The 24,919-nt window shown below is 71.4% G+C and carries 25 protein-coding genes; all 25 read right to left on the bottom strand.

Annotated features, from left to right (window positions below; all coding sequences use genetic code 11):
• Window positions 1-22 precede the first annotated feature (22 nt).
• Window positions 23-1,171, bottom strand: a complete 1,149-nt coding sequence (locus ACIQF6_RS05490) for a glycosyltransferase family 4 protein (RefSeq protein WP_400890459.1) — start codon at window positions 1,169-1,171, stop codon at window positions 23-25.
• The gene (locus ACIQF6_RS05495; RefSeq protein ID WP_400890461.1) at window positions 1,168-2,439 is read right to left on the bottom strand and encodes a polysaccharide pyruvyl transferase family protein; all 1,272 of its coding nucleotides are present in this window, start codon (window positions 2,437-2,439) and stop codon (window positions 1,168-1,170) included. The genes ACIQF6_RS05490 and ACIQF6_RS05495 overlap by 4 nt, the downstream gene beginning before the upstream one ends.
• Window positions 2,436-3,596 carry a glycosyltransferase family 4 protein gene (locus ACIQF6_RS05500; RefSeq protein ID WP_400890463.1) on the bottom strand — a complete coding sequence of 387 codons (1,161 nt, stop codon included), beginning with the start codon at window positions 3,594-3,596 and terminating at the stop codon, window positions 2,436-2,438. The genes ACIQF6_RS05495 and ACIQF6_RS05500 overlap by 4 nt, the downstream gene beginning before the upstream one ends.
• Window positions 3,593-4,858, bottom strand: a complete 1,266-nt coding sequence (locus tag ACIQF6_RS05505; protein ID WP_400890465.1) for a lipopolysaccharide biosynthesis protein — start codon at window positions 4,856-4,858, stop codon at window positions 3,593-3,595. Before ACIQF6_RS05505 ends, ACIQF6_RS05500 begins: the two co-directional genes overlap by 4 nt.
• 114 nt (window positions 4,859-4,972) lie before the next feature.
• Entirely contained in the window at window positions 4,973-6,130 is a 1,158-nt protein-coding gene (locus ACIQF6_RS05510; RefSeq protein ID WP_400890467.1) for a glycosyltransferase family 4 protein, read from the bottom strand.
• Complete coding sequence (locus ACIQF6_RS05515; protein ID WP_400890469.1) at window positions 6,127-8,466, bottom strand: hypothetical protein; 2,340 nt, start codon at window positions 8,464-8,466, stop codon at window positions 6,127-6,129. Before ACIQF6_RS05515 ends, ACIQF6_RS05510 begins: the two co-directional genes overlap by 4 nt.
• On the bottom strand, window positions 8,463-9,569 hold the full coding sequence (locus tag ACIQF6_RS05520) for a glycosyltransferase family 4 protein (protein ID WP_400890471.1): 1,107 nt from the start codon (window positions 9,567-9,569) through the stop codon (window positions 8,463-8,465). Before ACIQF6_RS05520 ends, ACIQF6_RS05515 begins: the two co-directional genes overlap by 4 nt.
• A 34-nt stretch (window positions 9,570-9,603) precedes the next feature.
• Entirely contained in the window at window positions 9,604-10,095 is a 492-nt protein-coding gene (locus tag ACIQF6_RS05525; protein ID WP_400890473.1) for a hypothetical protein, read from the bottom strand.
• Window positions 10,092-10,904 carry a glycosyltransferase family 2 protein gene (locus tag ACIQF6_RS05530; RefSeq protein WP_400890475.1) on the bottom strand — a complete coding sequence of 271 codons (813 nt, stop codon included), beginning with the start codon at window positions 10,902-10,904 and terminating at the stop codon, window positions 10,092-10,094. The genes ACIQF6_RS05525 and ACIQF6_RS05530 overlap by 4 nt, the downstream gene beginning before the upstream one ends.
• Before the next feature lie 226 nt (window positions 10,905-11,130).
• A complete protein-coding gene (locus ACIQF6_RS05535) occupies window positions 11,131-12,156 on the bottom strand; it encodes a LamG domain-containing protein (RefSeq protein ID WP_400890477.1) in 1,026 nt (341 codons plus the stop codon).
• 281 nt (window positions 12,157-12,437) lie between these two features.
• Complete coding sequence (glmM, locus tag ACIQF6_RS05540; protein ID WP_400890479.1) at window positions 12,438-13,802, bottom strand: phosphoglucosamine mutase; 1,365 nt, start codon at window positions 13,800-13,802, stop codon at window positions 12,438-12,440.
• 135 nt (window positions 13,803-13,937) lie between these two features.
• A complete protein-coding gene (rpsI, locus tag ACIQF6_RS05545; protein ID WP_400892131.1) occupies window positions 13,938-14,429 on the bottom strand; it encodes a 30S ribosomal protein S9 in 492 nt (163 codons plus the stop codon).
• A gap of 62 nt (window positions 14,430-14,491) precedes the next feature.
• Window positions 14,492-14,935, bottom strand: coding sequence for a 50S ribosomal protein L13 (gene rplM, locus ACIQF6_RS05550; RefSeq protein ID WP_035863497.1), 444 nt, complete (start codon window positions 14,933-14,935; stop codon window positions 14,492-14,494).
• A 265-nt stretch (window positions 14,936-15,200) separates the two neighbouring features.
• Window positions 15,201-16,859, bottom strand: a complete 1,659-nt coding sequence (locus tag ACIQF6_RS05555) for an ABC-F family ATP-binding cassette domain-containing protein (RefSeq protein WP_400890482.1) — start codon at window positions 16,857-16,859, stop codon at window positions 15,201-15,203.
• A gap of 123 nt (window positions 16,860-16,982) precedes the next feature.
• Window positions 16,983-17,918 (bottom strand): tRNA pseudouridine(38-40) synthase TruA, encoded by a 936-nt coding sequence (gene truA / locus ACIQF6_RS05560; protein WP_400890484.1) that lies wholly within the window; start codon window positions 17,916-17,918, stop codon window positions 16,983-16,985.
• 86 nt (window positions 17,919-18,004) lie between these two features.
• The gene (gene rplQ / locus ACIQF6_RS05565) at window positions 18,005-18,475 is read right to left on the bottom strand and encodes a 50S ribosomal protein L17 (RefSeq protein WP_400890486.1); all 471 of its coding nucleotides are present in this window, start codon (window positions 18,473-18,475) and stop codon (window positions 18,005-18,007) included.
• 125 nt (window positions 18,476-18,600) lie between these two features.
• On the bottom strand, window positions 18,601-19,623 hold the full coding sequence (locus ACIQF6_RS05570) for a DNA-directed RNA polymerase subunit alpha (protein WP_030457404.1): 1,023 nt from the start codon (window positions 19,621-19,623) through the stop codon (window positions 18,601-18,603).
• A 133-nt stretch (window positions 19,624-19,756) separates the two neighbouring features.
• Window positions 19,757-20,164, bottom strand: a complete 408-nt coding sequence (rpsK, locus tag ACIQF6_RS05575; RefSeq protein ID WP_030232513.1) for a 30S ribosomal protein S11 — start codon at window positions 20,162-20,164, stop codon at window positions 19,757-19,759.
• Window positions 20,165-20,237: 73 nt separating this feature from the next.
• A complete protein-coding gene (gene rpsM / locus ACIQF6_RS05580) occupies window positions 20,238-20,618 on the bottom strand; it encodes a 30S ribosomal protein S13 (RefSeq protein ID WP_387644481.1) in 381 nt (126 codons plus the stop codon).
• Window positions 20,619-20,793: 175 nt separating this feature from the next.
• Window positions 20,794-20,907, bottom strand: a complete 114-nt coding sequence (gene rpmJ / locus ACIQF6_RS05585) for a 50S ribosomal protein L36 (protein ID WP_003956441.1) — start codon at window positions 20,905-20,907, stop codon at window positions 20,794-20,796.
• Between the two features lie 35 nt (window positions 20,908-20,942).
• The gene (gene infA / locus ACIQF6_RS05590; RefSeq protein ID WP_003956442.1) at window positions 20,943-21,164 is read right to left on the bottom strand and encodes a translation initiation factor IF-1; all 222 of its coding nucleotides are present in this window, start codon (window positions 21,162-21,164) and stop codon (window positions 20,943-20,945) included.
• 168 nt (window positions 21,165-21,332) lie between these two features.
• A complete protein-coding gene (mscL, locus tag ACIQF6_RS05595; RefSeq protein ID WP_400890488.1) occupies window positions 21,333-21,767 on the bottom strand; it encodes a large conductance mechanosensitive channel protein MscL in 435 nt (144 codons plus the stop codon).
• 142 nt (window positions 21,768-21,909) lie between these two features.
• Complete coding sequence (gene map / locus ACIQF6_RS05600) at window positions 21,910-22,743, bottom strand: type I methionyl aminopeptidase (RefSeq protein ID WP_100587338.1); 834 nt, start codon at window positions 22,741-22,743, stop codon at window positions 21,910-21,912.
• 108 nt (window positions 22,744-22,851) lie between these two features.
• The gene (locus ACIQF6_RS05605; protein WP_400890490.1) at window positions 22,852-23,517 is read right to left on the bottom strand and encodes an adenylate kinase; all 666 of its coding nucleotides are present in this window, start codon (window positions 23,515-23,517) and stop codon (window positions 22,852-22,854) included.
• Window positions 23,517-24,824, bottom strand: a complete 1,308-nt coding sequence (secY, locus tag ACIQF6_RS05610) for a preprotein translocase subunit SecY (protein WP_400890492.1) — start codon at window positions 24,822-24,824, stop codon at window positions 23,517-23,519. Before secY ends, ACIQF6_RS05605 begins: the two co-directional genes overlap by 1 nt.
• Window positions 24,825-24,919: the final 95 nt, after the last annotated feature.

A 24,919-nucleotide genomic window follows, 5' to 3' on the forward strand; every position in this document is an offset into this window, starting at 1 on the left:
GACGCCCGGCGGCTCCCCGGGTTCAGGGAGCCTCCGGGCCCGCGGCGAACAGTTCGAGGTAACGGGACATCAGAGCGTCCCAGGCGTAGTCGCGTTCGGCCCGGCGGCGGCCCTCCGCTCCCAGCCGATCGGCCAGCGCACCGTCCACCAGCACCCGCCGCACGGCCACCGCGAGCGCCGCCGGGTCGCCCGGCGGGACCAGCAGCCCGCAGACGCCGTCCTCCACCAGGTACGGGATGCCGCCGACCGCGGAGCCCACCACCGGAGTGCCGCAGGCCATCGCCTCGACCAGCGCCATCCCGAACGACTCCGCCTCGGTGCGGGAAGGCAGCACCACCGCCGCGGCGGTGCGCACCGCCTCCACCAGCCGGTCGCCGGTCAGCTCGCCGGTGGCCTCCACCCGGTCGGCGACGCCCAGTTCGGCGGCCAGCGCCAGGTGGTCGGGCAGCGCGTCGCCGCCGCCGACCAGGCGCAGCCGCACCGGGCCGCTCGCAGTCCCGTCGGGCAGTTCGGCGAAGGCCCGCAGCAGCACGTCCACGCCCTTCCAGGCCGAACTGCGGTCCATCCGGCCGACGTACAGCACGGTGCGCGGGCGGGTGGACGGCGCCGCGCCCGGGGTGAAGCGCTCCGGGTCGACGCCCGGGGTGATCCGCACCGCGTGCGGGCGGCCCTCGGCCAGCGACACCGGCGACACCGCGACCAGCGTCCGGGCCCGGGCGAACACCCGTGGCAGCACGTGCCGCTCGTAGGAGCCGATCAGCCGGTCCGCGAGGCCGCTGCCGGGTTCGCCCTTGTGCATCGACCCGGCGTGGTACGTCAGCACCGTCGGACGGCGGCCCGCCGACAACACCGCCAGGTCACCGAGGCCCGGCACCGGGGCGTGCGCGTTGACCACCTGCGCGCCGGTCCGGCGCAGCCAGCGGCGCAGCTGCAGCGGCCACAGCGGGCTGAGCGGAGTGTTGGAGAGCTTCAGCCAGGTGCCGAGCCGCACCACCTGCACCCCCTCCTCCTCGGTGACGGTGGTGCGCAGGCCCGTACCGCTGGTGATCACCACCGCCCGGAACGCCGGGTCGTCGGCCACCGCGCGGGCCACCCGGGCCGCGTAGTGCTCCACTCCGCCGACCTTGGGCGGGTAGTAGGGCGTGACCACGGCGACAGTGCGCGGGCTCACCGGCGGACCTCCCCCGGCACGTCGGCGCGCAGCTGCTCGACGAAGGCGGCGGCGCGCTTCGAGTACGCCGGCAGCACGGCCCCGAGGTGGGCGCGGTACGGCCCGCCCTCCGCGAGCAGCCGGTCGACCAGGTCCACCAGCGACCCGGTGGTGGCTTCGGTCATCCGCACCACCCAGTGCTCCAGCCCGAGGTCGGCCATGATCCCGCGGGTCTTGTGGTCGTACTCGACGGCGGCGCACGGCACACCGGAGACCAGGCCGAAGATCACCGAGTGGAAGCGGGTGCCGAGGATGAAGTCGGCGGCGCCGTACAGCGCGAAGATGTCGTGGTGGTCGATGGACGCGTCGTCCAGCAGGTGGAGCCGGGGGCTGTCCAGGAGCGCGGCGATCCGCCGGTTGACGATCCGGTCGTCGTCGGCCTGGAAGGTGCAGGTGACCTGGGGGACGAGCACCACGTGGCAGCCCCGGGCGAGCAGGTGGCGGACGGCGCCGGCCATCGCCGCCTCGTACCGGTCCTGCGCCTCGGGGTCGAGGAAACGGCGGGCGGTGACCAGCACCAGCTCGGCGTCGGCGGGGACGGCCAGCTCCTGCCGCCAGGCGCGGCGGGACAGGCCGGTGAAGGCGAATGCCGAGTCCACACCGCGGACCAGGTTGGCGTCCGGCACTCCGGCCTCGGCCAGCCGGGCCACGCTGATCTCCTCGCGGGCCACCACCCGGCGGCTCGCGCCGACCACCTTGCGCATCAGCGCGGCCTGGGTCCGGGTCGGGAACGGGCCGTAGGACTGCGGTGCGAGCACCACCGGCACGCCGAAGCGCTGGGCGAGCCAGAGCGGCAGCAGCAGGAAGCCGATCGACAGGTCGGAGGCGAAGTCCGCCTTGCCGTTGAGGTAGCCGCCGCCCAGCGAGAGGACCAGGTCGGCCTCGGCGAGCGCGCGGGTCTCGGCCCGCATCTCGGCGGGCAGCAGCGGGAGCAGCAGCCGGACCGCCCGGCCGCCGCCCGGCAGCGCCGCGAGCCCGGCCAGGAGCAGGGCGAGGAGCTTGCGGGCCGGGCGGGCCAGTCGGCCGGCCTGTTCGTCGCCGACGTACCGGCGGATCGAGCCCAGGTTCGGCACGCCGTCGAAGTCGGGCCATTCGTCCGGGTGCTCGAAGCCGGCGATCCGGACCTGTGCACCGGGGTAGGCCTGCGCCACCTGTTGGAGCGCCACGCTGAGCAGGGCGGCGTCGCCCCGGTTCCCCCGCGCGAACGCATTGACGACGACGACCTTCACTGTGCGAGGACCTCTCGGTAGTGGTGTTCGAGGGCGTCCAGGAACTCCTCGACGCCGTAGCGCTCCGCCCGGGCCGCCGAACCCGCGCCGAGCGCGGCGAGTCGCTCCCGGTCCCCGAGGAGTCCGGTCAGCGCGTCGGCCAGCGCCGCCCGGTCCCCGGCGGGGACCAGCAGGCCGTTGTCCGGGCCGACCAGTTCCGGCAGTCCGCCCACCCGGGCCGCGACCAGCGGGCGGCCCATCTGCAGGGCCTCCAGCGCCACGGTGGGGAAGTTCTCCGGCCACAGCGAGGGCAGCACCACGACCGAGGCCGAGCGCAGGCAGTCGCGCACCCCTTCCGGCGCCAGCCAGCCGCGGAAGTCGACCTGCCCGGCGGCGGTCAGATCGGCCGCCGCCGCCTCCAGCCGGGTCCGGTCCCCGCCGTCGCCCACCACGGTCAGCCGCGCGTCGGGGTGCCGTGCGACGACCTGCCGGAAGGCGTCCAGCAGGAGGTGAACGCCCTTGACCTGTTCCAGCCTGCCGACGAAGAGCAGCCGCCCGGTGTCCGTCAGGGGCGCGGCGGCGGCCTGCCGGGGGATGCCGTTGGGCACCACGTGCACGGGCACCCGGCCGACGTCGCGCCGGACGACGTCGCCGAAGTGGCGGCTGGGTGCCAGCACCCGGTCGACGGCGCGGATCCGCGGCAGGTAGGCGGGCCGCTGCAGCAGGCGCAGGTACAGGTAGCGGGCGGTGTCGACGGCGGACAGCCGGCCGCCGGCGGCGGCGCTCGGCAGGTTCCAGCGCAGCAGCCCGACCGTCCAGTCCTCCGGTCCGTGCACGGTCAGCAGCCTGGGGATCCCCCGGGTCGCCGAGAGCACCGACGGGCTGAACTCGCCGATGGTGTGCAGGTGCACCACGTCCGGCCGGAAGTCGGCGACCACCCGGCGGACCGCGTCGTACGCCCCCCGGTACCAGAACTTGCGGCGCAGCCGGGCGGCCGGGCCGCCCGAGATCGCCGGGACCAGGTCGTCGGCGAACACCTCGCGGCCGTCCGCGAGCAGGTCGGTCGCCACCACCCGCACCCGGTGCCCGCGGGCTTCGAGCCCCTCGGCGATCAGCCGGACGCTCTTCTCCGCCCCGCCGGCCTCGAAGCCGATGTTGACGATCTGCAGCACTCTCACTGGGCGCCCTCCAGGGCCACGGGGGCGGGCCCGGCGGCCGGCCTCGGGTTGCGTTGGCGGTGCCGCCACCAGAACAGTCCGACCAGGCCGACCAGGCCGGCCGCGAGGTTGCCGGCGCCCCAGCTCCAGCCCAGCCAGACCAGGCCGCGGGGCGCGGTGCGCAGCGCCATCCCGACGGTCACGGCCACGTACACCAGGTTGCCGATCACCAGGTTGCGCAGTTGCCCGGTCAGCTTGAGCGCGAACGCCACCCAGGTGTTCAGGGCGACGGCCAGCGCGCCGATCGCGTACGCCACCAGCAGCGGCCTGGCCTGGCCCGCGTACCCGGCGCCGAACACCTTCAGCAGCGGCCCGCTGCCCAGCGCCACGACGATCGCGGCCGGCGCCTGGACGGCGGCGATCACCACCGCGGTCCGGCGTAGCAGGACGAAGAACCGGTCGGGGTCGTTCGAGGCCTCGGCGAACAGCGCCTCCCCGACCGAGAAGGACACCGCGTTGAGCAGGCTCGCGATCTGGAACGCCACGTAGTAGTAGCCGGCCGCCGCCGCGCCGAGGTGGTGCAGCACGATCAGCGGGATCACCAGCTGCGGCACCAGGTTGAGCAGGCTGGAGGTGTAACTGGCCATCGAGAACCGGAAGTTCTCGCGCAGCCGGGTGCCGCCGGTCCGGAAGTCCGGACGGAAGCCCAGCCTGCGGTGCATCACGACGACCGCCGCGAGCGCGGCGACCACGTAGCCGCCGCCGGTGGCCCCGACCACGCCGAACGTCCCGAACCCGACCAGGGCGACCGGCAGGGCCAGCTTGGCCACCCCCTGCAGCAGCCCGTCGACCAGGATGTTGGTCTGCGGCATCCGCCCGCCGACGAACACCGACTTGGTCAACTGGTTGACGGAGGCGCACGCGCAGAACACGACGAACGCGACGACCGCGACGGGGTTGTCCCGGACGAACGTCAGCTTCTGCCCGTACAGCGGGAGTCCGAGCAGGTAGGCGGCCGCCACCAGGCAGGAGATCCCGGCGACCAGGCTCAGGCTCAGCGTCAGTTGTCCATTGCGCGCGGACCCCTCCGCCGGGAACCGGATCAGCGTGCTGTTCAGGCCGAACATGCTCAGGTAGGAGATCAGCGTGGTGGCCGAGATCAGCGAGGTCGCCAGGCCGACCTGGGAGGGGCTGTAGTACCGGGCGACCACCACCCAGAACAGGAATCCGAGCGCCGCCGTGGTGGCCGTGGCGGACAGCACGAAGAACGAGCTGCGGTACACCTGGTCCGTCTTGCGCGCGTGTCGCCGGCGGCCGTCCCCGGGCGGGCGCACCGGCCGGGGCTCGCGGGTCGCACCCGCCGGGCGGCCATGCCTAGGCACGCGCGGTCACCCGGCTCATCTCGGCACCGCACCCGAGGCGTCGCGGTAGTGGAGGACCAGCGACCGCACGTGTTCCTCCCAGGCGAACTCGGCGGTCGCGTAGCGGCGGGAGTAGTCGGCCATTCCGGCGCGCCGGACGGGGTCCCCGGTCAGCTCGACCAGGGCGGCCCGCAGGTCGTCGGCGTTCCGGGGCACCAGCCGCACCATCGAGCGGTCCAGGCGGTACGGCGCGTAGCCGGGGTCGTCGGTGGTGACCACCGGGAGGCCGGAGGCCATCGCCTCCTGGACGGTCAGCGGGAAGCCCTCCGCCGTGGACGGCAGGGCGAACACGTCGCAGGCCCGGTACAGCTCGGCGAGCTCCTCCGGCGACAGCGCGCCCACGTGGTGGACGCCCGGCTGTCCGGGCAGCCCGGCCGTGTCTCCGTCGCCGGCGAACACCAGGTCGAAGCCGTCGGCCGGCCGGTGGGCCGCCAGCAGCAGGTCGAAGCCCTTCTTCGGCACCAGGCGCCCGGCGAACAGCACCAGCGGGCGGTCCTCGGGCAGGCCGAAGCGCCGGCGCGCGGTCGCCCGCTCCGCCGCCGTTCCGGCCGGCCGGAACAGCTCCGCGTCCACGCCGTTGGGCAGGTGCCGGGCCCGGTCCGGCCGCGCGCCGTAGCGCCGCACGAACGCGGCGACCGTGGCGTTCAGGGTGAACACGCTCCTGGCCCGGCGCAGCAGGCCCCGGCCGGCCACCGCGTAGACCACCCGCTGCACGCCGCGCACCACCGCCGAGGGATGGGCGACCAGGCCCACGTGCTGGGTGAGCAGGTGCGGGGTCCGGGTCAGCGCGGCGGCCAGCCCTGCCACCCACGAGGTCAGGTAGAGGCAGTCGTGCACATGGACGACGTCCGCCCAGCGGGCCCAGCGCAGCGCGGCCGGCACGGCGGCCGGGGAGAGCACCGGGAAGGGCACCCCCGCGCGCTCCGCGCCGTTCCACGCCGCGACCCGCACCACCCGCACGCCTTCCTCGTGCCGGACGGCGGAACGCTCGGCGCTGGTCAGGACGGTGACGTCGACCCCGCTCGCGGCCAGTCGCACGGCCTCCTGCCGGACGACGTTCTCCACCCCGCCGAGGTGCGGCGGGTAGTAGTGGCTGACCAGCAGGACGCGCAGCGGACGATCGGAGGTGCTCATCGGAAGATCCTCGCCCCTTCGCTGCTGTAGATCTCGTTCTTCGTGGTCTCCAGCAGGTCGGTCGGGTAGTGGTAGGTGATCAGGTCGCCCTGGTAGGAGAAGGTCACGTCACCGGTGCGGGTCGTGGTCGTGCCCTGGAGCACGTAGTTGTTCGTCCCGATGACGGTCGGGAAGACGCTGCCCGTCGCCGGGCCGTTGAGCAGCGTCCGCACCCGGCGGTAGGTGAAGCCCTCGGACTGGACGACCGGCCTCGGCCGCTGTGCGGCGGTCTGCTGGTCCAGCCAGTAGGCGGCGAGCCGCTCCTCCGTGGTCGGGTAGTAGATGTCGTAGTACTGGCCCGCGTTGTTGAGCTGCAGCTGCGCCGGGTAGCCGCCGAGGGTCTGCGGCACCACGCCGGACAGATCCAGCAGCAGCGCCGCGACCAGCGCGCACACCACCGGCACCGCGCGCCGCCCGGCCAGCCGGGCCAGCCAGACGGTACCCGCGGCCAGGAACGGGGCGAAGAAGAACAGGCCCTGCTGGAAGGCCCGCAGCACGCCGTAGTCGACCGACAGCTGCGGCACCACCGTGAGCACCGCGAGCATCGCCACCGCGCCGATCGCCAGCACCGCCTGGTCGCGCTGCGGCCGGAACACCCGCCTCTTGCGCGCGTACCAGGCCACCAGCCCGCCCACCACCAGCAGCAGCTGGAACCAGTTCGCGGCGATCAGCCGCAGCAGCTTGTTCAGCCCGGACACGTCGACCCCTACGGAGCGCAGCGCCTGCCCGGCCGAGGTCAGCGGCATGTCGCGCTGCTCGATCAGCTTCGTCGGGTAGGCGTTGACGGTCCTCAGCGGCAGGTAGACGCCCTCGGCCCGGTCCTGCTCGGTCTTCTGCAGGCTCTCCTCGCGGTACGCGGCCAGCCGCTGCTCCGGGGTCATCGAAGCACCGCCGAACACGCTGTACGAGGTGTCGGAGGAGCCGCCCTGGCCGCCGCCCTGGTGCAGCACGGAGTGCGCCACCGCCGACAGCGTGCTGCGCAGCTGCCCCCCGGTGTGGGTGACCGGCCCGGCCCACACCAGGGCGAGGAGGGCCGGGACCAGCACCATCCACCAGGTGATGAAGGTCCACTCCTGGGCCTGGCCGCGGCTGCGCCGCCGGGTGCGGGCCCGGCCGCGCCGGGTCACCAGCCGCGACAGCAGGTCGGTCGCGGCGGCGATCGCGAGCACCACCACCACCACGTAGATGGTCGCGTAGTGCGAGAGCACCACGCCGCCCAGCAGCACCTGGAACACCAGCCGCCGCCGGGCCAGCGGCCGCCCGCGGTCGGTGAGCACCACCATGGCGCAGCCCAGCAGCAGGAACGCGATCTCCTGCCGGCCCAGCGAGGTCATGTCGTTGAGGAAGGTCGGGAAGACCAGGAAGTACACCGCGGACAGCAGCGACACCAGCTGCGGCGCGGTGTTGCGCACCGTCCGGTACACCAGCACCGGGGTCAGCGCGAACAGCAGCGGCAGCAGCGCCTTGAAGACGTAGATGTCCGGCATGGTGGTCATCCGGACCACGCTCACCGGCAGCAGCACGATGCTCAGGCAGGCGTTGTACGCGTCCGGGTAGGTGTTTATCGACCACAGCGAACCGCCCAGCGCGAGCCGGAAGAACTCGTACTCGCGCTGCACGTCGTGGCCCGTGATGTACCAGCCGCGCAGTGAGTTCAGCAGCAGCAGCGAGGCCGATCCGAGGTACAGGCCGAGTTCCACCACCCCGGTCGGCCAGCGGCGCCGACGCACCACCAGCATCACCAGCAGGGCCGCGACGACCAGCAGCGCCACCACGCTGACCTTGCCCGACAGGCCGTTGTTGAGCCGAATCGGGCCGGCCACCGACAGCACCAGGGCCAGGCCGCCCACACAGAGCACCGGCAGCCGGCCGGGAAGGGGGCCGCGCCGGCGCGGAACGTCCGGCCGGTCCTCCTCCGGCAGCAGGACGCCCAGGGTGAGCAGCACCGTCGCCGTGGCCAGGGTCAGCCACTGCCGGGTCAGCGGATGCGGCTCGCCGAGCAGCGGCAGCAGGGTGTTCACGGCCAGCGCGGTCAGCAGGTCGGTGAGGACGGTGAAGCCGACGGCCAGCATCAGCGCGCCGTCCCGGGTGCTGACCGCCCGGGACGCGGTGCCCCGCCAGATCAGCACCGGGGCGACGAACAGCAGCCACAGGCCGGCCAGGGAACGCAGCGAACCGGGCAGGAAGTCGTGCATCACCGGCACGGTGGCCAGGCCGACGCCCGCCAGCACCGCGAGCCGGCCGCGCAGCTGAGCCGGCCTGCGCGCCCATCGCTCCGCGACGGCGTGCCCGTTCACCGTCCGCTCCCGGCGCGTACCGACGCGTAGACCTCTTCCACCCGCGCGGTGACGCTCTCCCAGGTGTGCCCGGCGGCGGTGCGCGCGCTGCGCGCGGCGAGCTCGGCGCGCAACTGCCGGTCGGCGGCCACCCGGTCCAGGGCGGCGGCCAGCGCGGCCGGTTCGGGGTCGACCAGCAGGCCGGTCCCGTCGACCAGTTCGCGGTTGCCCGGCACGTCGGTGGCGATCACCGGGAGGGCGGCGGCCATGGCCTCCAACGCGGCGAGCGGCATGCCTTCCTTGTCGGAGGGCAGCACGAAGACGTCCGCCCAGCCGTGCGCGTCGCTCAGCCGCTCGGCGTCCAGCGCACCCGTGAACTCGACGTCCCGCAGCCCGAGCGCCGCGGCCCGGGCGGTGAGTTCGGCGCGCAGCTCGCCGTCCCCGGCGAGCCGCACCTGGACGGGTTCGCGGGTCAGCGCGACGGCTTCCAGCAGCCGGTCCGCCCGCTTCTGCACGTTCAGCCGGCCGACGAACAGCACCCGCAGCGGCCCGTCCGGGCGGGGCGCCGCCGTCGGACGGAACCAGCGTTCGGCGACCCCGTTGGGAATCACGTGGATCCGCCCGTCCGGCACCCGGTAGGCGGTGCGGACGAATTCCCGCTGCGCCTCGGTGAGCACGATCACCGCGGCCGCGGCGCGCATCACCCGGGCGAACACGTGGCGCTTGTACGGGCGCAGCAGTCGGCCCAGCGGCCCGGAGGCGTCCACGTCCAGGTGGAAGTGCAGCACGAAGGGCTGCCGGCGCAGCGCGGCCACCAGCGCGACCGTCTCGGGGATCAGCGCGTGCGCGCAGTGCACGTGGGCGAGTGCGCCGCGCGGGGCCCGCAGCAGGGCCAGCGGCAGGCCGGGAGCCAGCGCGGTGTGGGCGAGTTCGACCGCCCGGTGCCGCCGAACGGCGAGTCGGCCCTCGGCCTGGCGGCGGGGCTCGTCGCCCGCGCCGAGCACGGTGGTCACGACCCGGACGTCGTGGCGGGCGGCGAGCCGCTGCGCGAGCTGTTCCACGACTCGTTCCAGCCCGCCCAGGTGCGGTGGATAGTAAGGGGTGACCTGCAGAATCGTGCTCATCGGACTTCCAGGGCAGGGGCGTGGTGCGGTGCCCTCAGGGATTGGCATGCTTCGACTTGCCGAAGCGGAAGCGCAGGGTCTGCGGGTGGCCGACCAACTCGGCCTCGGCCAGTGTCACTTCTTTCGTCGTCCGGAGTTCGGCGCGGGCCGGCACGGCGGTGCCGTCCCGGGGCTGGACGGTGAGCACGGTGTCCGCCACCACGGTGCCGTCGGCCGCCCGCAGCGTGACCTTCAGCTGGTACGACTTCACGCCGGTGCCGTGGGCGTTGAGGGCCATCGGCAGGGTGACGGTGGCGCCGTCGATGCTCGGATCGGCGGTGAAGTACAGCTCGGTGAACGCGGCCGGGCGCCGGGTGAAGGACAGCCCGATCTGCTCCCGGAGCGAGGGGACGGCCGCGACGGCGACGGCAGCCACCAGGACCGTCGCGGCGGCGATCCCCGCGAACAGGGTGCGCGCCGAACGGCCCGGGCGACCGCGCCGACGGGTCCCTTCACGGGGGCCGGTGTCCTCCACGACGGCGCTCATACCGCCTCGTACCGTCCGGACCGGAAGCCGTCGGTGTAGTCCTGGGGCCGGCCGGCCGACTCGGCCCGCAGCTGGTTCTGGGGCTGCTTGTCGGCCCGCAGCTGGTCCGGCGACTGCCTGGGGACGGTGCGCCGGAAGCGGTGCCGGAACAGCTGGCGCAGGTTGCCCATGCCGTCGGGCAGGGCCCGCAGCTTCACCTCGCCGCCGCGCTCGCGGTAGTCGATCGGCACTTCGAGGAAGCGGAACCCGGCGCGGGTGGTGGCGTTCTTGATCTCCTGCGAGAAGGCCATGCCGCCCGAGCGGACGTCGACGCCGTGCCAGACGTACCGCCGGAAGATCCACATCCCGGACTGCGAGTCCCGCAGGCCGTTGCGGAACAGGGTCCGGCTGAGCGCGCTGAGCGCGTGGTTGGCGGCGAAGTGCGAGGGCTTCATCGCGCTGCGGTTGCGCCGCAGCAGGCGATTCGTGGTGATGAACTCGACGTCGCGCTCCCGCATGGTGCGCAGCAGGTCCGGCAGCGCGTCGAACGGGTAGGTGCAGTCCGCGTCGCCGGTGGCGATCACGTCGCCGTCGGCCGCGTCGAAGCCCGCCTGGTAGGCGTTGCCGTAGCCGCGCTGCGGCTGCGAGACGACGCGCGCGCCGAGCGTGCGGGCCACCTCCGCGGTGCCGTCGACGGAGGCGTTGTCGACCACCACCACCTCGGTCTTCCATCCGTCGGCGGCGAGCTCCGCCACGGGGATGGAGGCCATCACCGCCGGCAGGTTCTCCGCCTCGTTGAGGGCGGGAATGACAATCGACAGCGTGCCCACCGGTTAGCCCCCTGTGTTGACGTCGCGTCACCTGCGACGCGGCTCCGAACGAAGGCCAGGCGACCTCTCCCGGGCCAGCTGCCTCCAGACGTGGCCGGGGACGCGGACACCCCCCGTGGCCTGAAACGACGACAGAATACCGTTGTCGCGTCAGAAAGCTTCAACCGCCTGGCTGTTACCACGGTGCGGCGGGCGGGCGGCCGGCGGGTCGCCGGCCGCCCGCTGCTCAGCCGACCAACCAGGACGCGACCGGCTTGGCGGTGATGGACGAGCCGTCGCCCTTGATCTGATCCACCGGAACCGCCTGGTTCCAGACCCGGACGTGACCGATCACGCCGGCCCAGAAGTTGCCCCACTGACCGTGCAGCCTGGTCCGACCGATCTGCAGCGGGCCGGGCCCGGCCCAGATGCCCGGCACACTGGCGCTGCCCGCCAGCCTGCCGTTCACGAACAGCTCGATGGTCTTCTGCTCGGAGTCGTACACCGCCGTCAGCTGGGCCCACTCGTTCACCGTGTTGGCGCTGTCGGAGAGCACCTGCACGGCCGTGCCGTCGGCGCCGCCGTCGGCGGTCTGCACCTTGAACACCCAGGCCTTGTGGCCATTGGTGTCGTCGCGCCCGAGCAGGAAGGAGTACGACACGCCGTCGCCCTGGCTGACCGCGGCCCGGGAGACGCCGCCGGCCTCGTTGTAGACCCAGGCCGAGACGGTGAAGCTCTTCGTCACGTCGATCACCGGCTCGGTGGACTGCGCGTACGAGTTGGGGTTGGCCCGCAGCCGCAGCACGTAGCCGTTCTGCACCTGGCTGACCTGCGCGTCCGGGCTGACCGCGAGGTTGGCCTGGCCGGAGTGGTCGGCGATCAGGTTCGGCTGGCCCGGCACCGTCGGCGCGTTGCCCGGCACGGCGCTGCCCGAGGGGCCGGCAGTGCCGCCCGGCGAACCGGAGGCGGTGGGGGACACCTGCGGCTTCCCGTCCCGGTTGTTGACGATCACCACGCCGAGACCCGCGCCGAGCAGGCAGGCGACCACCACGATGCCGATCGTCCACATGCGTCGGCGCCGCTTGATGGAGGACGCCGCCTCGTCGGCCAGGGCCTCCCAGTCGGGCCCCGTGGGGCTCTGCTGCTGGGCGGGGAACGCGGGCGGCCCGTACGGGACCTGCTGCCCGTACGAACCCTGCGGGTAGCCGTAGGCCGGCGGCGGAACCGCCGCGTGCGGGTACCCGTAACCGTCGGGCTGCGGTGCGCCACCCATCGGGGGGACATCTGTCCGGGGGAACTCGAAAGCGCCGAACTGCCCGCCCGGCGGGCCTTCTTGGGGCGGTCCGGCGGGTGCTGGATTCGGGCCGGGGCCCGGGGCGGCCGGCCCGCCCGGCTGGTGGGTGCCGTCAGTCATAGACCGGATGCTAGAACATCGGGTTCTTCACTCGAAGGCCGGATCCCTGGAAAAATCCTCGGAAGCCCTTCATCGAAACCTTTCCGCACCTTTACCGCGATCTGACGCACCGCCATTCGACGGTGCGTCAGCTCCGGCGCTCAGCCCAGGTGCAGGCGAACCGATTCGGCAAGGCGCTCGCAGACCGACAGCGCCTGCTCCTGCCCGACCGCCTCGACCATCACCCGGACCAGCGGCTCGGTGCCCGACTTGCGCAGCAGCACGCGTCCGGTGGTGCCGAGTTCGGCCACCGCCTCGGCGACCGCGGCCTGCAGTTCGAGGCACGACTCGACCCGGTCCTTGTCGACGCCCTTGACGTTGATCAGCACCTGCGGCAGCCGGGTCATCACGGTGGCGAGGTCGGCCAGCGGCTGCTTGGTGGCGGCCAGGCGGGCGCCGAGCATCAGGCCGGTCAGGGTGCCGTCGCCGGTGGTGGCGTGGTCGAGCAGGATCACGTGGCCGGACTGCTCGCCGCCGAGCGCGTAGCCGTGCTGCTTCATCTCCTCCAGCACGTACCGGTCGCCGACCGCGGTCTGCACCAGCTCGATGCCCTCGCGCTCCATGGCCAGCTTGAAGCCCAGGTTGGACATCACGGTGGCCACCGCGGTGTTGCGGCGCAGCGTCCCCGCTTCCTTCATGGCGACCGCGAGGATCGCCAGGATCTGGTCGCCGTCGACCTCGTTGCCCTCGGCGTCGGCGGCCAGGCAGCGGTCCGCGTCGCCGTCCAGGGCGATGCCCAGGTCGGCCTGGTGCTCCTTCATCGCGACGCGCAGCTTGTCCAGGTGGGTGGAGCCGACGCCGTCGTTGATGTTCAGGCCGGTCGGCTCGGTGCCCAGGGTGTACACCACCTCGGCGCCGGCCCGGGCGAACGCCTCCGGGGCGACCCGGGCGGCCGCGCCGTGCGCGCCGTCGATGACGACCTTCACGCCGTCCAGCCGGTTCGGCAGCACCGCGACCAGGTGCGCCACGTACCGGTCGAAGCCCTCGTTGTACTGGCGGACCCGGCCCACGGCGGCGCCGGTCGGCCGCTCCCAGGTCTCGTCGCCGACGCCGTAGCGCCGGTAGTGCGCCTCGATCGCGTCCTCGATCGCGTCGTCCAGCTTGTGGCCGCCGCGGGCGAGGAACTTGATGCCGTTGTCGGGCATCGCGTTGTGACTGGCGGACAGCATCACGCCGAAGTCCGCGCCGAGCGCGCCGGTCAGGTACGCCACCGCCGGGGTGGGCAGCACGCCGACCCGCAGCACGTCCACGCCGGCGCTGGCCAGGCCGGCGATCACCGCGGCCTCCAGGAACTCTCCGGACGCGCGGGGGTCACGGCCGACCACGGCGACCGGCCGGTGCCCCTCGAACGCGTTCGCGTCCCCGAGCACATGGGCGGCGGCCACGGAGAGGCCCAGCGCCAGCTCCGCGGTCAGGCCCACGTTGGCCACCCCGCGTACCCCGTCCGTACCGAAGAGTCGTGCCATGTTCGCGTTCGTCCCGTCCTGTCAGCGCCTGTCGGCTCGGTTGGTACCAACCCCCGCGGACCCCGCACGAATCCGGGAGGCACAACGCCCCGGAGCACAGTGTGCTCCGGGGCGAGGATCGCACGAGGGGTGCGATTAGCGCTTGCTGTACTGCGGCGCCTTGCGGGCCTTCTTCAGACCGGCCTTCTTGCGCTCGACGGCGCGGGCGTCACGGGTCAGGAAGCCGGCCTTCTTCAGCGGGCCGCGGTTGTTGTCCACGTCCGCCTCGTTCAGCGCACGGGCCACGCCGAGGCGCAGCGCGTAGGCCTGACCGGAGACGCCGCCACCCGAGATGCGGGCGATGACGTCGTAACGGCCGTCCAGCTCCAGGAGCTTGAAGGGCTCGTTCACGGTCTGCTGGTGCACCTTGTTGGGGAAGTAGTTCTCCAGGGTGCGACCGTTGATCTTCCACACGCCGGTGCCGGGGACGATGCGCACGCGGGCGATCGCCTCCTTGCGGCGGCCGAGGCCGGCGCCGGGGACGGCCTCGCCGAAGCGGCCGGCCAGCGACTCGGTGGTGTACTCGGACTCGGTGGTGTACTCGTCGACGTTCTCGTCGTCGAATTCGACCTCGAGGGTGCTCTCGATGGCAGTCTCGGCCACGGTGTTCCTCAGCTCTTCTACGTCAGTTGGGGTGTGGGTGGCCGGAATTACTGCGCGACCTGGGAGATCTCGAACGGCACCGGCTGCTGCGCAGCGTGCGGGTGCTGGTCGCCCGAGTAGACCTTCAGCTTCGAGAGCATCTGGCGGCCGAGGCTGTTCTTCGGAACCATGCCCTTGATGGCCTTCTCGACGGCCTTCTCCGGGTTGTTCGCCAGCAGGTCGTCGTAACGGACCGAACGGAGACCGCCCGGGAAGCCGCTGTGACGGTAGGCGAGCTTCTGGGTCTTCTTGTTGCCCGAGAGGTGCACCTTGTCGGCGTTGATGATGATGACGAAGTCACCAGTGTCAACGTGCGGCGCGTAGATCGCCTTGTGCTTGCCCCGCAGGAGGTTGGCGGCCTGGGAGGCCAGGCGGCCGAGCACGACGTCGGTCGCGTCGATGACGTGCCACTGACGCTGGACGTCGCCGGGCTTGGGGCTGTACGTACGCACGGTCGTAGCCTTCGCTTTTCAGTGAGTGGGTCCTGACAGGAGCACACAGGCCCGGGGCCTTCAGCCGACCTACCCGGACGCAATTCGGGCGGTGGCCGCTGAAGTTCGGCCTGCGAAGTCTCCGGCGTACCGACCTCTCACGTGAGATAGAGCGAGCCAATACGCACAACAGCAGCCAACAATACCGGGCCGGGGGCGCTGTCTCCAAACCGGCCCGGCGGCGCCGCCGCGGGACGGACGACCCGCCCGCGGCGGCGGCGCCCGGTCAGCGGTCCCGGACCACCCGGGTCTCGTCCCAGACCGGCTCCGGCGACTCGTACACCCGGCCGTCCGAGCCGAACACCAGGAAGCGGTCGAAGGTCCGCGCGAACCAGCGGTCGTGGGTGACGCACAGCACCGTGCCGTCGAACGCCTCCAGGCCCTGCTGGAGCGCCTCCGCGCTCTCCAGGTCCAGGTTGTCGGTCGGCTCGTCCAGCAGCAGCGCCGTCACGCCCGACAGCTCCAGCTTGAGGATCATCAGCCGGGCCTGCTGCCCGCCGGACAGCGACTCGAACTTCTGCTCCTCCTGGCGGTCCAGCTCGTAGCGGCGCAGCGCCGACATCGCCGCGCCCCGGGACAGCGCGTGCTCCTCCTCGACGATCGCCCGCACGGTGCGGCCCATCAGCTCCGGATGGGCGTGGGTCTGCCGGAAGTGCCCCGGCACCACCCGGGCGCCGAGCTTCCAGGTGCCGCCGTGCCGGACCGACTCGTCGCCGGCCAGCAGCCGCAGGAAGTGCGACTTGCCGGAGCCGTTGGAGCCGAGCACCCCGACCCGCTCGCCGTAGAAGACCTCCAGGTCGAACGGCTTCATCAGGCCGGTCAGCTCCAGGCCCTGCATGGTGAACGCCCGGACGCCGGTACGGCCGCCCTTCAGCCGCATGCTGATCGACTGCTCGCGCGGCGGCGCCTCGGGCGGGCCCGCGTCCTCGAACTTCTTCAGCCTGGTCTGCGCGGCCGCGTACCGGGACGCCATTTCGTGGCTGACCGCCGCCGCCTGCCGCAGCGTCACCACCAGCTTCTTCAGCTTGGCGTGCTCCTCGTCCCACCGGCGGCGCAGTTCCTCGAACCGCTCGAACCGGGCCTTGCGCGCCTCGTGGAAGGTGTCGAAGCCGCCGCCGTGCACCCACACGCTGGAGCCGGCCGCGCCGGACTCCACCGCGATGATCTTCTCGGCGGTGCGGGAGAGCAGCTCCCGGTCGTGCGAGATGTAGAGCACCGTCTTGCCGGTGGCCCGGATGGCCTCCTCCAGCCAGCGCTTGCCCGGCACGTCCAGGTAGTTGTCCGGCTCGTCGAGCAGCAGCACCTCGTCCGGGCCGCGCAGCAGCGCCTCCAGCACCAGCCGCTTCTGCTCGCCGCCGGACAGCGTGTTCAGGCCCCGCCACTGGGCGCGGTCGAAGGGCATGCCGAGCGCGGCCGTGGTGCAGACGTCCCAGTCGGCCTCGTACTCGTAGCCGCCGGCGTCCGACCAGTCGGAGAGCGCCTGCGCGTACGCCATCTGCGACTTCTCGTCGTCCTGCGCGATCATCGCCAGCTCGGCGGCGTCCACCCGGCGGGCGGCGTCCGCTATCCGCTTCGGCGCGACCGAGACCAGCAGGTCCCGCACCGAGGCGTCGGCGGCCAGCGCACCGGGGGTGTCCTTCACGTCCTCCCGGCCGGTGGTCCCGACGAACTGGCGCATCACGCCCAGCCCGCCGCTCACCGTCACGGAGCCGCCGTGCGGCTGCACGTCCCCCGCGATCATGCGCAGCAGCGTGGTCTTCCCCGCGCCGTTCGCGCCGACCAGCGCGGCGGCCGCGCCCTCACCGACGCGGAAGGACGCGTCGTCGAACAGCACCCGCCCGTCCGGCAGGTAGTACTCAAGGTGCGAGATCTCGACATGTCCCATGTCTGTGGATTGTGCCAAGCCCCCACCGCGTGACAAAACGGATTACCCTGCGCCCGCCCGCCGGCACCGAGCACCCCACGCCCCGTCGGGGACGCGGGGAGCTGCGCGAAGGGAACGGCGCCCTCAGTCGGATCCGCCCGGAACAGCGCCGGCCGCGCCCTCGGCAGCCCCGTCCCCAAGAGTCCGCAGGCGCCGCGAAACCCGGTTCCGCTCCGCCAGCAGCTCGTCCGCCGGGTACCCGACCTCCTCCAGGGTCAGCCCGTGCGGCCGGATCACGTTGACCGCGGAGTTGCGCACCCCGCCCGCCAGCACCTCGCCCGGGAACTCCACCGGCCGGTGCCCGTCGCCGACCAGCAGCATCGCGCCGACCAGCGAACGCACCATGTTGTGGCAGAACGCGTCCGCCCGCACCGTCGCCACCGCCAGCGAACCCTCCTGGGCCGCGTACGGGTCGATCGGCACCCGGTCCCAGTGCACCTCCAGCAGGGTGCGGATGGTCGTCGCGCCCTCGCGCTTCTTGCAGTACGCGGCGAAGTCGTGCTCGCCCACCAGCAGCTTCGCGGCGGCGTTCATCTTCTCCAGGTCCAGCGGCCGGTCGTGCCACAGCACGTGCCCGCGCAGCATCGGGTCGACCCCGCCCGGATGGTCGGCCACCCGGTACGCGTAGCGCCGCCAGATCGCCGCGAACCGCGCGTCGAACCCGTGCGGCGCCTCCCCCAGCCGGTACACCCGCACGTCCGCCGGCAGCCGCCCGGCCAGTCGGCGCAGCAGCTTCTCGCCGTGCTGCGCCCACAGCTCGTCCGGCAGGTCGACGTGCGCGACCTGCCCGCGCGCGTGCACCCCGGCGTCCGTCCGCCCGGCCACCGTCAGCGGGAAGTTCTCCTCGCTGCGCAGCACGATCCGCAGCGCGTCCTCCAGCTCGCCCTGCACGGTGCGCCGGCTGCGCTGCCGGGCCCAGCCGGAGAACTCCGCCCCGTGGTACGCCAGATCGAGCCTGATCCGGGTGTGCCCGTCGGCCGGGCCGTCCTTCACCGGCGGCTGCTCCGCGCAGTCGTTCACCACTCCAACTCCCCTGTCTCGCTGCTGAGATGCGAACGGGCCCGCTCTCCCGAGGGAGGGCGGGCCCGGTCACGGACCTAGGAGGCTCAGGCCTCGGTGGTCTCGGCCTCGTCGGCCTTGGCCTCGGCGGCCTGCTCGGCCTCCTTGACGGCGCGCTTGGCAGCGGCCTCGGCCTCGGCGACGGTCGCCTTGGTGGCGATCTCGCCCTCGACCAGCTCGATCACGGCCATCGGGGCGTTGTCGCCACGACGGGTGCCGATCTTGGTGATGCGGGTGTAACCGCCGGGGCGGTTCTCGAACCGCGGGGCGATCTCGGTGAAGAGGGTGTGCAGGACCGCCACGTCGGTGATGGTCTTGCGCACCAGGCGACGGTTGTGGATGTCGCCCTTCTTCGCCTTGGTGATCAGCTTCTCCGCCAGCGGGCGCAGGCGACGGGCCTTGGCCTCGGTGGTGGTGATGCGGCCGTACTGGAACAGCTCGCGGGCCAGGCCGGCCAGCAGCAGCGGCTCGTGGTGCGGGCCGCCGCCGAGGCGGGCGCCCTTGGTGGGACGGGGCATGTTTCGCTCCTTGAATCTCCGACTGCGGCCGTACCAGGTACCGCAGCGGGCGTACGGACACTGTGTCCGTACGACTTTTCATGGTGCCGGGGGCGGTTCACAGGAACCGCCCCCGGTGCCAAAACTCAGTACTGCTCGGTCTCCGCGTAGCCCTGGTCGTCCAGGTCGTCGGCGCCGAAGGCGTCGGCGGCGGCGGTCGGGTCGAATCCGGGCGGGCTGTCCTTGAGGGCCAGGCCCATGCCGGCCAGCTTCGCCTTGACCTCGTCGATCGACTTCGCACCGAAGTTGCGGATGTCGAGCAGGTCGGCCTCCGAGCGGGCGACGAGCTCACCCACGGTGTGGATGCCCTCGCGCTTGAGGCAGTTGTAGGAGCGGACCGTGAGCTCCAGCTCCTCGATCGGCAGCGCCAGGTCCGCGGCCAGGGCGGCGTCCGTCGGGGACGGACCCATGTCGATGCCCTCGGCGTCGACGTTCAGCTCGCGGGCCAGGCCGAACAGCTCGACCAGGGTCTTGCCGGCCGACGCCATCGCGTCGCGCGGACGCATCGCGGGCTTGGTCTCGACGTCGACGATCAGCTTGTCGAAGTCGGTGCGCTGCTCGACACGGGTGGCCTCGACCTTGTAGGTGACCTTCAGCACGGGGCTGTAGATCGAGTCGACCGGGATGCGGCCGATCTCCTGGCCGGAAGCCTTGTTCTGGACGGCGGAGACGTAGCCGCGACCGCGCTCGACGGTCAGCTCCATCTCCAGCTTGCCCTTGCCGTTCAGGGTGGCGAGGACCAGCTCGGGGTTGTGCACCTCGACACCGGCCGGCGGCGCGATGTCGGCGGCGGTGACCACACCCGGGCCCTGCTTGCGCAGGTACATCACGACCGGCTCGTCGTGCTCCGAGGAGACGACCAGCTGCTTGATGTTCAGGATGAGGTCGGTGACGTCCTCCTTGACGCCCGGCACGGTGGTGAACTCGTGCAGGACACCGTCGATGCGGATGCTGGTGACAGCGGCACCCGGGATCGAGGAGAGGAGCGTGCGGCGCAGGGAGTTGCCGAGGGTGTAGCCGAAGCCCGGCTCCAGCGGCTCGATCACGAACCGCGAGCGGAACTCGTCGACGACCTCTTCGGTCAGCGAAGGACGCTGAGCGATCAGCATGTTCTGGATCCTCCAGTTGTCTTCGGCACCCACTATTTGATGCCGACAGGACCAAGCGTACGGGCTCCCGCAGAAAACGGGAGCCCGTACCAGGTTTAAAACGCGTTACCGGATGCCCGCAGCGGGCACCGGATCAAACGCGGCGACGCTTCGGCGGACGGCAGCCGTTGTGCGGGGTGGGGGTGACGTCCTGGATCGAGCCGACCTCCAGGCCGGTGGCCTGGAGCGAACGGATCGCGGTCTCGCGGCCGGAGCCCGGACCCTTCACGAAGACGTCGACCTTGCGCATGCCGTGCTCCTGCGCGCGACGGGCAGCGGCCTCGGCGGCCATCTGCGCGGCGAACGGGGTGGACTTGCGCGAGCCCTTGAAACCGACGTGGCCGGCGGAGGCCCAGGAGATCACGTTGCCCGCGGGGTCGGTGATCGAAACGATGGTGTTGTTGAACGTGCTCTTGATGTGGGCGTGCCCGTGAGCGACGTTCTTCTTCTCCTTGCGGCGGATCTTCTTCGCGCCGGCAGCCTGACGACCCTTGGGGGGCATAAGTCTGTTCTCCTACTGAGGTGGTCGGTCCGCTATCCCGCGGGCCGGAGGGATGTCCGGTTGACGGGACGGACTACTTCTTGCCCGGCTTCTTCTTACCGGCGATCGCGCGACGCGGGCCCTTGCGGGTACGCGCGTTGGTGTGGGTGCGCTGACCGCGGACCGGCAGGCCGCGGCGGTGGCGCAGGCCCTCGTAGCAGCCGATCTCGACCTTGCGGCGGATGTCGGCGGCGACGGCACGGCGGAGGTCACCCTCGACCTCGAAGTTCGCGTCGATGAACTTCTGCAGCTTGACGAGGTCTTCCTCGGTGATGTCGCGGACGCGGACGTCCGGGCTCACACCGGTCTCGACCAGCGTCTGCTGGGCGCGGGTACGGCCGATGCCGTAGACGTAGGTGAGGGCGATCTCGATCCGCTTTTCGCGGGGGAGATCAACGCCGGCGAGGCGTGCCATTCAAGGCTCCTGTGGTTCTTCAGAGGTCTGACGTGCCGCCTACTCACTGTCTCTCGACAGGGAGCCCCGGCCTCTGACCGGGGGTGGCAGTCCGTCCTGGGGACGGATCGGGCGGCCCGCGTATGACGTTGGTGCGCGTCGCGCGAAGGTACTACGAGAAATGCTGGGGGGTGATTCAGCCCTGGCGCTGCTTGTGGCGCAGGTTGTCGCAGATCACCATGACCCGGCCGTGGCGGCGGATCACCTTGCACTTGTCGCAGATCTTCTTGACGCTCGGCTTGACCTTCATGACTCAGGTTCTCCGGGGTCTAGATCTGGCTTTTGTTACTTGTAGCGGTAGACGATCCGGCCGCGGGTCAGGTCGTAGGGGCTCAGCTCCACCACGACCCGGTCATCCGGGAGGATGCGGATGTAGTGCATGCGCATCTTGCCGCTGATGTGCGCGAGGACCTTGTGACCGTTCTGCAGCTCGACCTTGAACATCGCGTTCGGAAGAGACTCGATCACGGTGCCCTCGATCTCAATGGCGCCTTGCTTCTTAGCCATGAACTGCGAGATCCACCCTTCGGGTCCGGCTACCGTATGCGGAACGCTCGTGCGAACCAGGCTTCACCTCGCCCCGGGAGGACTCTCCTGGGTTGAGGGCGTGCCGAAACACGCTACGAGTGAGCCGACGCACCATCGTAAACCAAGCACCACGCCGGAGCGAAATCATCAGCCCTTGGCCGTCACCTGGATGGGGAGCACCGGCTCCACCACCGCGGTGCAGGACGCGCAGCGGCGGGCCGCCTGGGGGATCTCGGTCAGGCACTCGGGGCACGGGCGCTTGGGCGTGGCGGGCTTCTTCGGCAGGTACCGGGCGGTGGCCTTGGAGACCGGGAGCACCACGCAGAAGTACAGCACCGCGGCGGTCAGCACGAACGCGATCAGCACGTTCAGGAACTGGCCGTACGGGAAGGTCACGTTGGCGACGGTGAACGTGTACGCGCCGAAGTCGCCGGCCGCGCCGACCACCACGCCGAGCACCGGGGTGAGGAACGCGGTCACGAAGCCGGTCACGACTCCGGTGAACGCGGCACCGATGACCACACCGACGGCCATGTCGATGACGTTGCCGCGCATCATGAAGTCGCGGAAGCCCTTGAGCACTGTCTCTCCTGGGGATAGCTGTGGGTACCAGCTGACGAAAATAGGACAAGGGGCCCGGGGGTCAAAACCCCCGGGCCCCGATCTGCCGCTTTGAGAGATGTCCCTCAGATCATCGGCCGTCCCGCGCGCCGCCCCGGACGGGTCAGCCCAGCGGGTCCGGCGCCGCGGTGACGCCCAGCTTGGCCAGCTCCGCCTTGCCGCCGTCGAACGCGGTCAGCACCAGCGGGCCCTGCTCGGTGACGGCCACCGAGTGCTCCCAGTGCGAGGCCCAGGTGCCGTCGGTGGTGACGACCGTCCAGTCGTCGTCCAGGATCGCAGTGTGCGGGGTGCCGAGCGAGACCATCGGCTCGATCGCCAGCACCGTGCCGGGCACCAGCTTCGGGCCCTTGCCCCGGCCGGCCACGTAGTTCAGCACGTGCGGCTCCATGTGCATGGCGGTGCCGATGCCGTGGCCGCCGTAGCCCTCGGTGATGCCCCACTTGCCCTTCGGCGGCAGCGGCTGGCGGCGGATGAAGCCCTCGATCGCCCGGGAGACGTCGACCAGGCGGTTGCCCTTCTTCATCTGGGCGATGCCGGCCCACATCGAGCCCTCGGTGACCTTCGACAGCATCACGTTCTCGTCGGCGGTCGCACCGACCGCGACGGTGATCGCCGCGTCGCCGTGCCAGCCATCCAGGATCGCGCCGCAGTCGATCGAGATCAGGTCGCCGGCCTTCAGCGCCTTGTCGCCGGGGATGCCGTGCACGACCTCCTCGTTCACCGAGGCGCAGATCACGCCCGGGAACCAGAGGCCGCCGTGGTCGGCGCGGAAGTTGGACGTGGCGCCGTGCTTGGTGATGACCTGGTCGGCGATCTCGTTCAGCTCACCGGTGGTCACCCCCGGGGCGACCGCCTCGCGGCAGGCCTTCAGCGCCTCGGCGACGACCAGCCCGGCCGCCCGCATCTTGGCGATCTGCTCGGGGGTCTTGATCTCCATCTGGTCCACGCCTTCCACGTTCTGTTCTCGGACTGCCTTCCACCGTACGACGCCGAGACGGCCGGGCCGCCCGCTTCGGGGCGACCCGGCCGTCTCGATGGCACGGGGTCAGTCGTTCTTGTTCTTCTTCTGCTCCAGGGCGGCGACCGCGCGCTCGGTCACCTCGTCCACCTTGCCGAGGGCGGAGATGGTGACCAGCAGGCCCTGCTCCTGGTAGTAGCCGATGATCGGCTCGGTCTTGGAGTGGTACTCCTCCAGCCGGACCCGCACGGCTTCCTCGGTGTCGTCCGAGCGCTGGTACAGCTCGCCGCCGCACTCGTCGCAGACGCCCTCGGTCTTCGGCTGGTTGTACACCACGTGGAACACGTGGGCGCCGTTCTTGCGGCACAGCCGGCGACCGGCGATCCGCTTGACGACCTCGTCCTCGGGGACCTCCAGGTCCAGCACGCCGTCCAGCGCGATGCCCTGCTCGGTCAGGAAGGCGTCCAGCGCCTCGGCCTGACCCAGGTTGCGCGGGAAGCCGTCCAGCAGGAAGCCGCCGGCGGCGTCCTCCTGGAGCATGCGGTCCTTGGCCATCCCGATGGTGACCTCGTCGGGCACCAGGCGCCCGGCGTCCATGTAGGACTTCGCCTCGACACCCAGCGGGGTGCCCTGGCTGATGTTGGCACGGAAGAGGTCACCGGTGGAGATGTGGGGAATGGACAGGGTCTTGGCCAGAACGTGCGCCTGAGTACCCTTCCCGGCCCCGGGGGGTCCGACGAGGACGATTCGCATCAGCGGAGGAACCCTTCGTAATTGCGCTGCTGGAGCTGGCTCTCGATCTGCTTCACAGTTTCGAGTCCGACGCCGACGACGATGAGCACGGAGGTGCCGCCGAACGGGAAGTTGGTCTGCTGCCCGAAGGCGACCAGGGCGACCATCGGGATCAGCGCGATCAGGCCCAGGTACAGCGAACCCGGCCACGTGATGCGGGTGAGCACGTAGTTCAGGTACTCGGCCGTCGGTCGGCCGGCCCGGATACCCGGGATGAACCCACCATACTTCTTCATATTGTCGGCAACTTCTTCGGGGTTGAAGGAGATGGCGACGTAGAAGAACGCGAAGAACACGATCAGCACGAAGTAGGTGGCCATGTAGATCGGGTGGTCACCCTTGATGAAGTGGTTCTTGATCCAGATCGCCCAGCCCGCCTGCGAGTTGGTCAGCTGCACCACCAGCGCCGGAATGTACAGCAGCGAGGAGGCGAAGATGACCGGGATCACACCGGCCTGGTTGACCTTCAGCGGAATGTAGGTCGAGGTGCCGCCGAACGACCGCCGGCCGACCATCCGCTTCGCGTACTGCACCGGAATCCGGCGCTGTGCCTGCTCGACGAAGATGACCAGGCAGACCACGATGATGCCGACCAGGATGACCGCGGCGAACTCGCCCCAGCCGTCCAGCAGCTTGCCGGAGCCCTTGATGGCCCACATCGAGCCGGGGAAGCCGGCCGCGATCGAGGTGAAGATCAGGATCGACATGCCGTTGCCGATGCCGCGGTCGGTGATGAGCTCACCCAGCCACATGATCACGGTGGTGCCGGCGGTCATGATGATGACCATCGTGGCGATCCGGAAGATCGAGGTGTTCGGGACGATGTTCCCGCCCTGCGCGCAACCGGAGAACAGCGCGCCGCTGGACGCGGTCGCGAGAATGCCGGTGCCCTGGAGCACCGCGAGCGCGATGGTCAGGTAGCGGGTGTACTGGGTGATCTTCGCCTGGCCGGACTGCCCCTCCTTCTTCAGGGCCTCCAGCCGTGGAATGACTACTGTGAGCAGCTGCAGGATGATGCTGGCCGTGATGTACGGCATGATGCCGAGCGCAAAGATGGTCAGCTGCAGCAGCGCGTTTCCACTGAACAGGTTGACCAGCCCGAACAGGCCCTCCTTCTGACCGCTCACACATGCGTGCACGGCCTCGAAGTTGATTCCGGGCATCGGAACGTGGGCGCCCAGCCGGAACAGCACCATGATGCCCAGCGTGAACAGCAGCTTCTTGCGCAGGTCGGGCGTCTGGAACGCCCGCGCGAACGCACTGAGCACGGTGCCTCCTGCGCCTCCCGCGCGTCGTCGGCGGAAGGGTCGGTCCTGATGTGGGGAAAGGGAACTTCACGGACTCTAACAGTGCCCGGGCGCTC

Origin of the sequence: Kitasatospora sp. NPDC092948 (assembly GCF_044754805.1) — a bacterium.
GTDB lineage: Bacteria > Actinomycetota > Actinomycetes > Streptomycetales > Streptomycetaceae > Kitasatospora.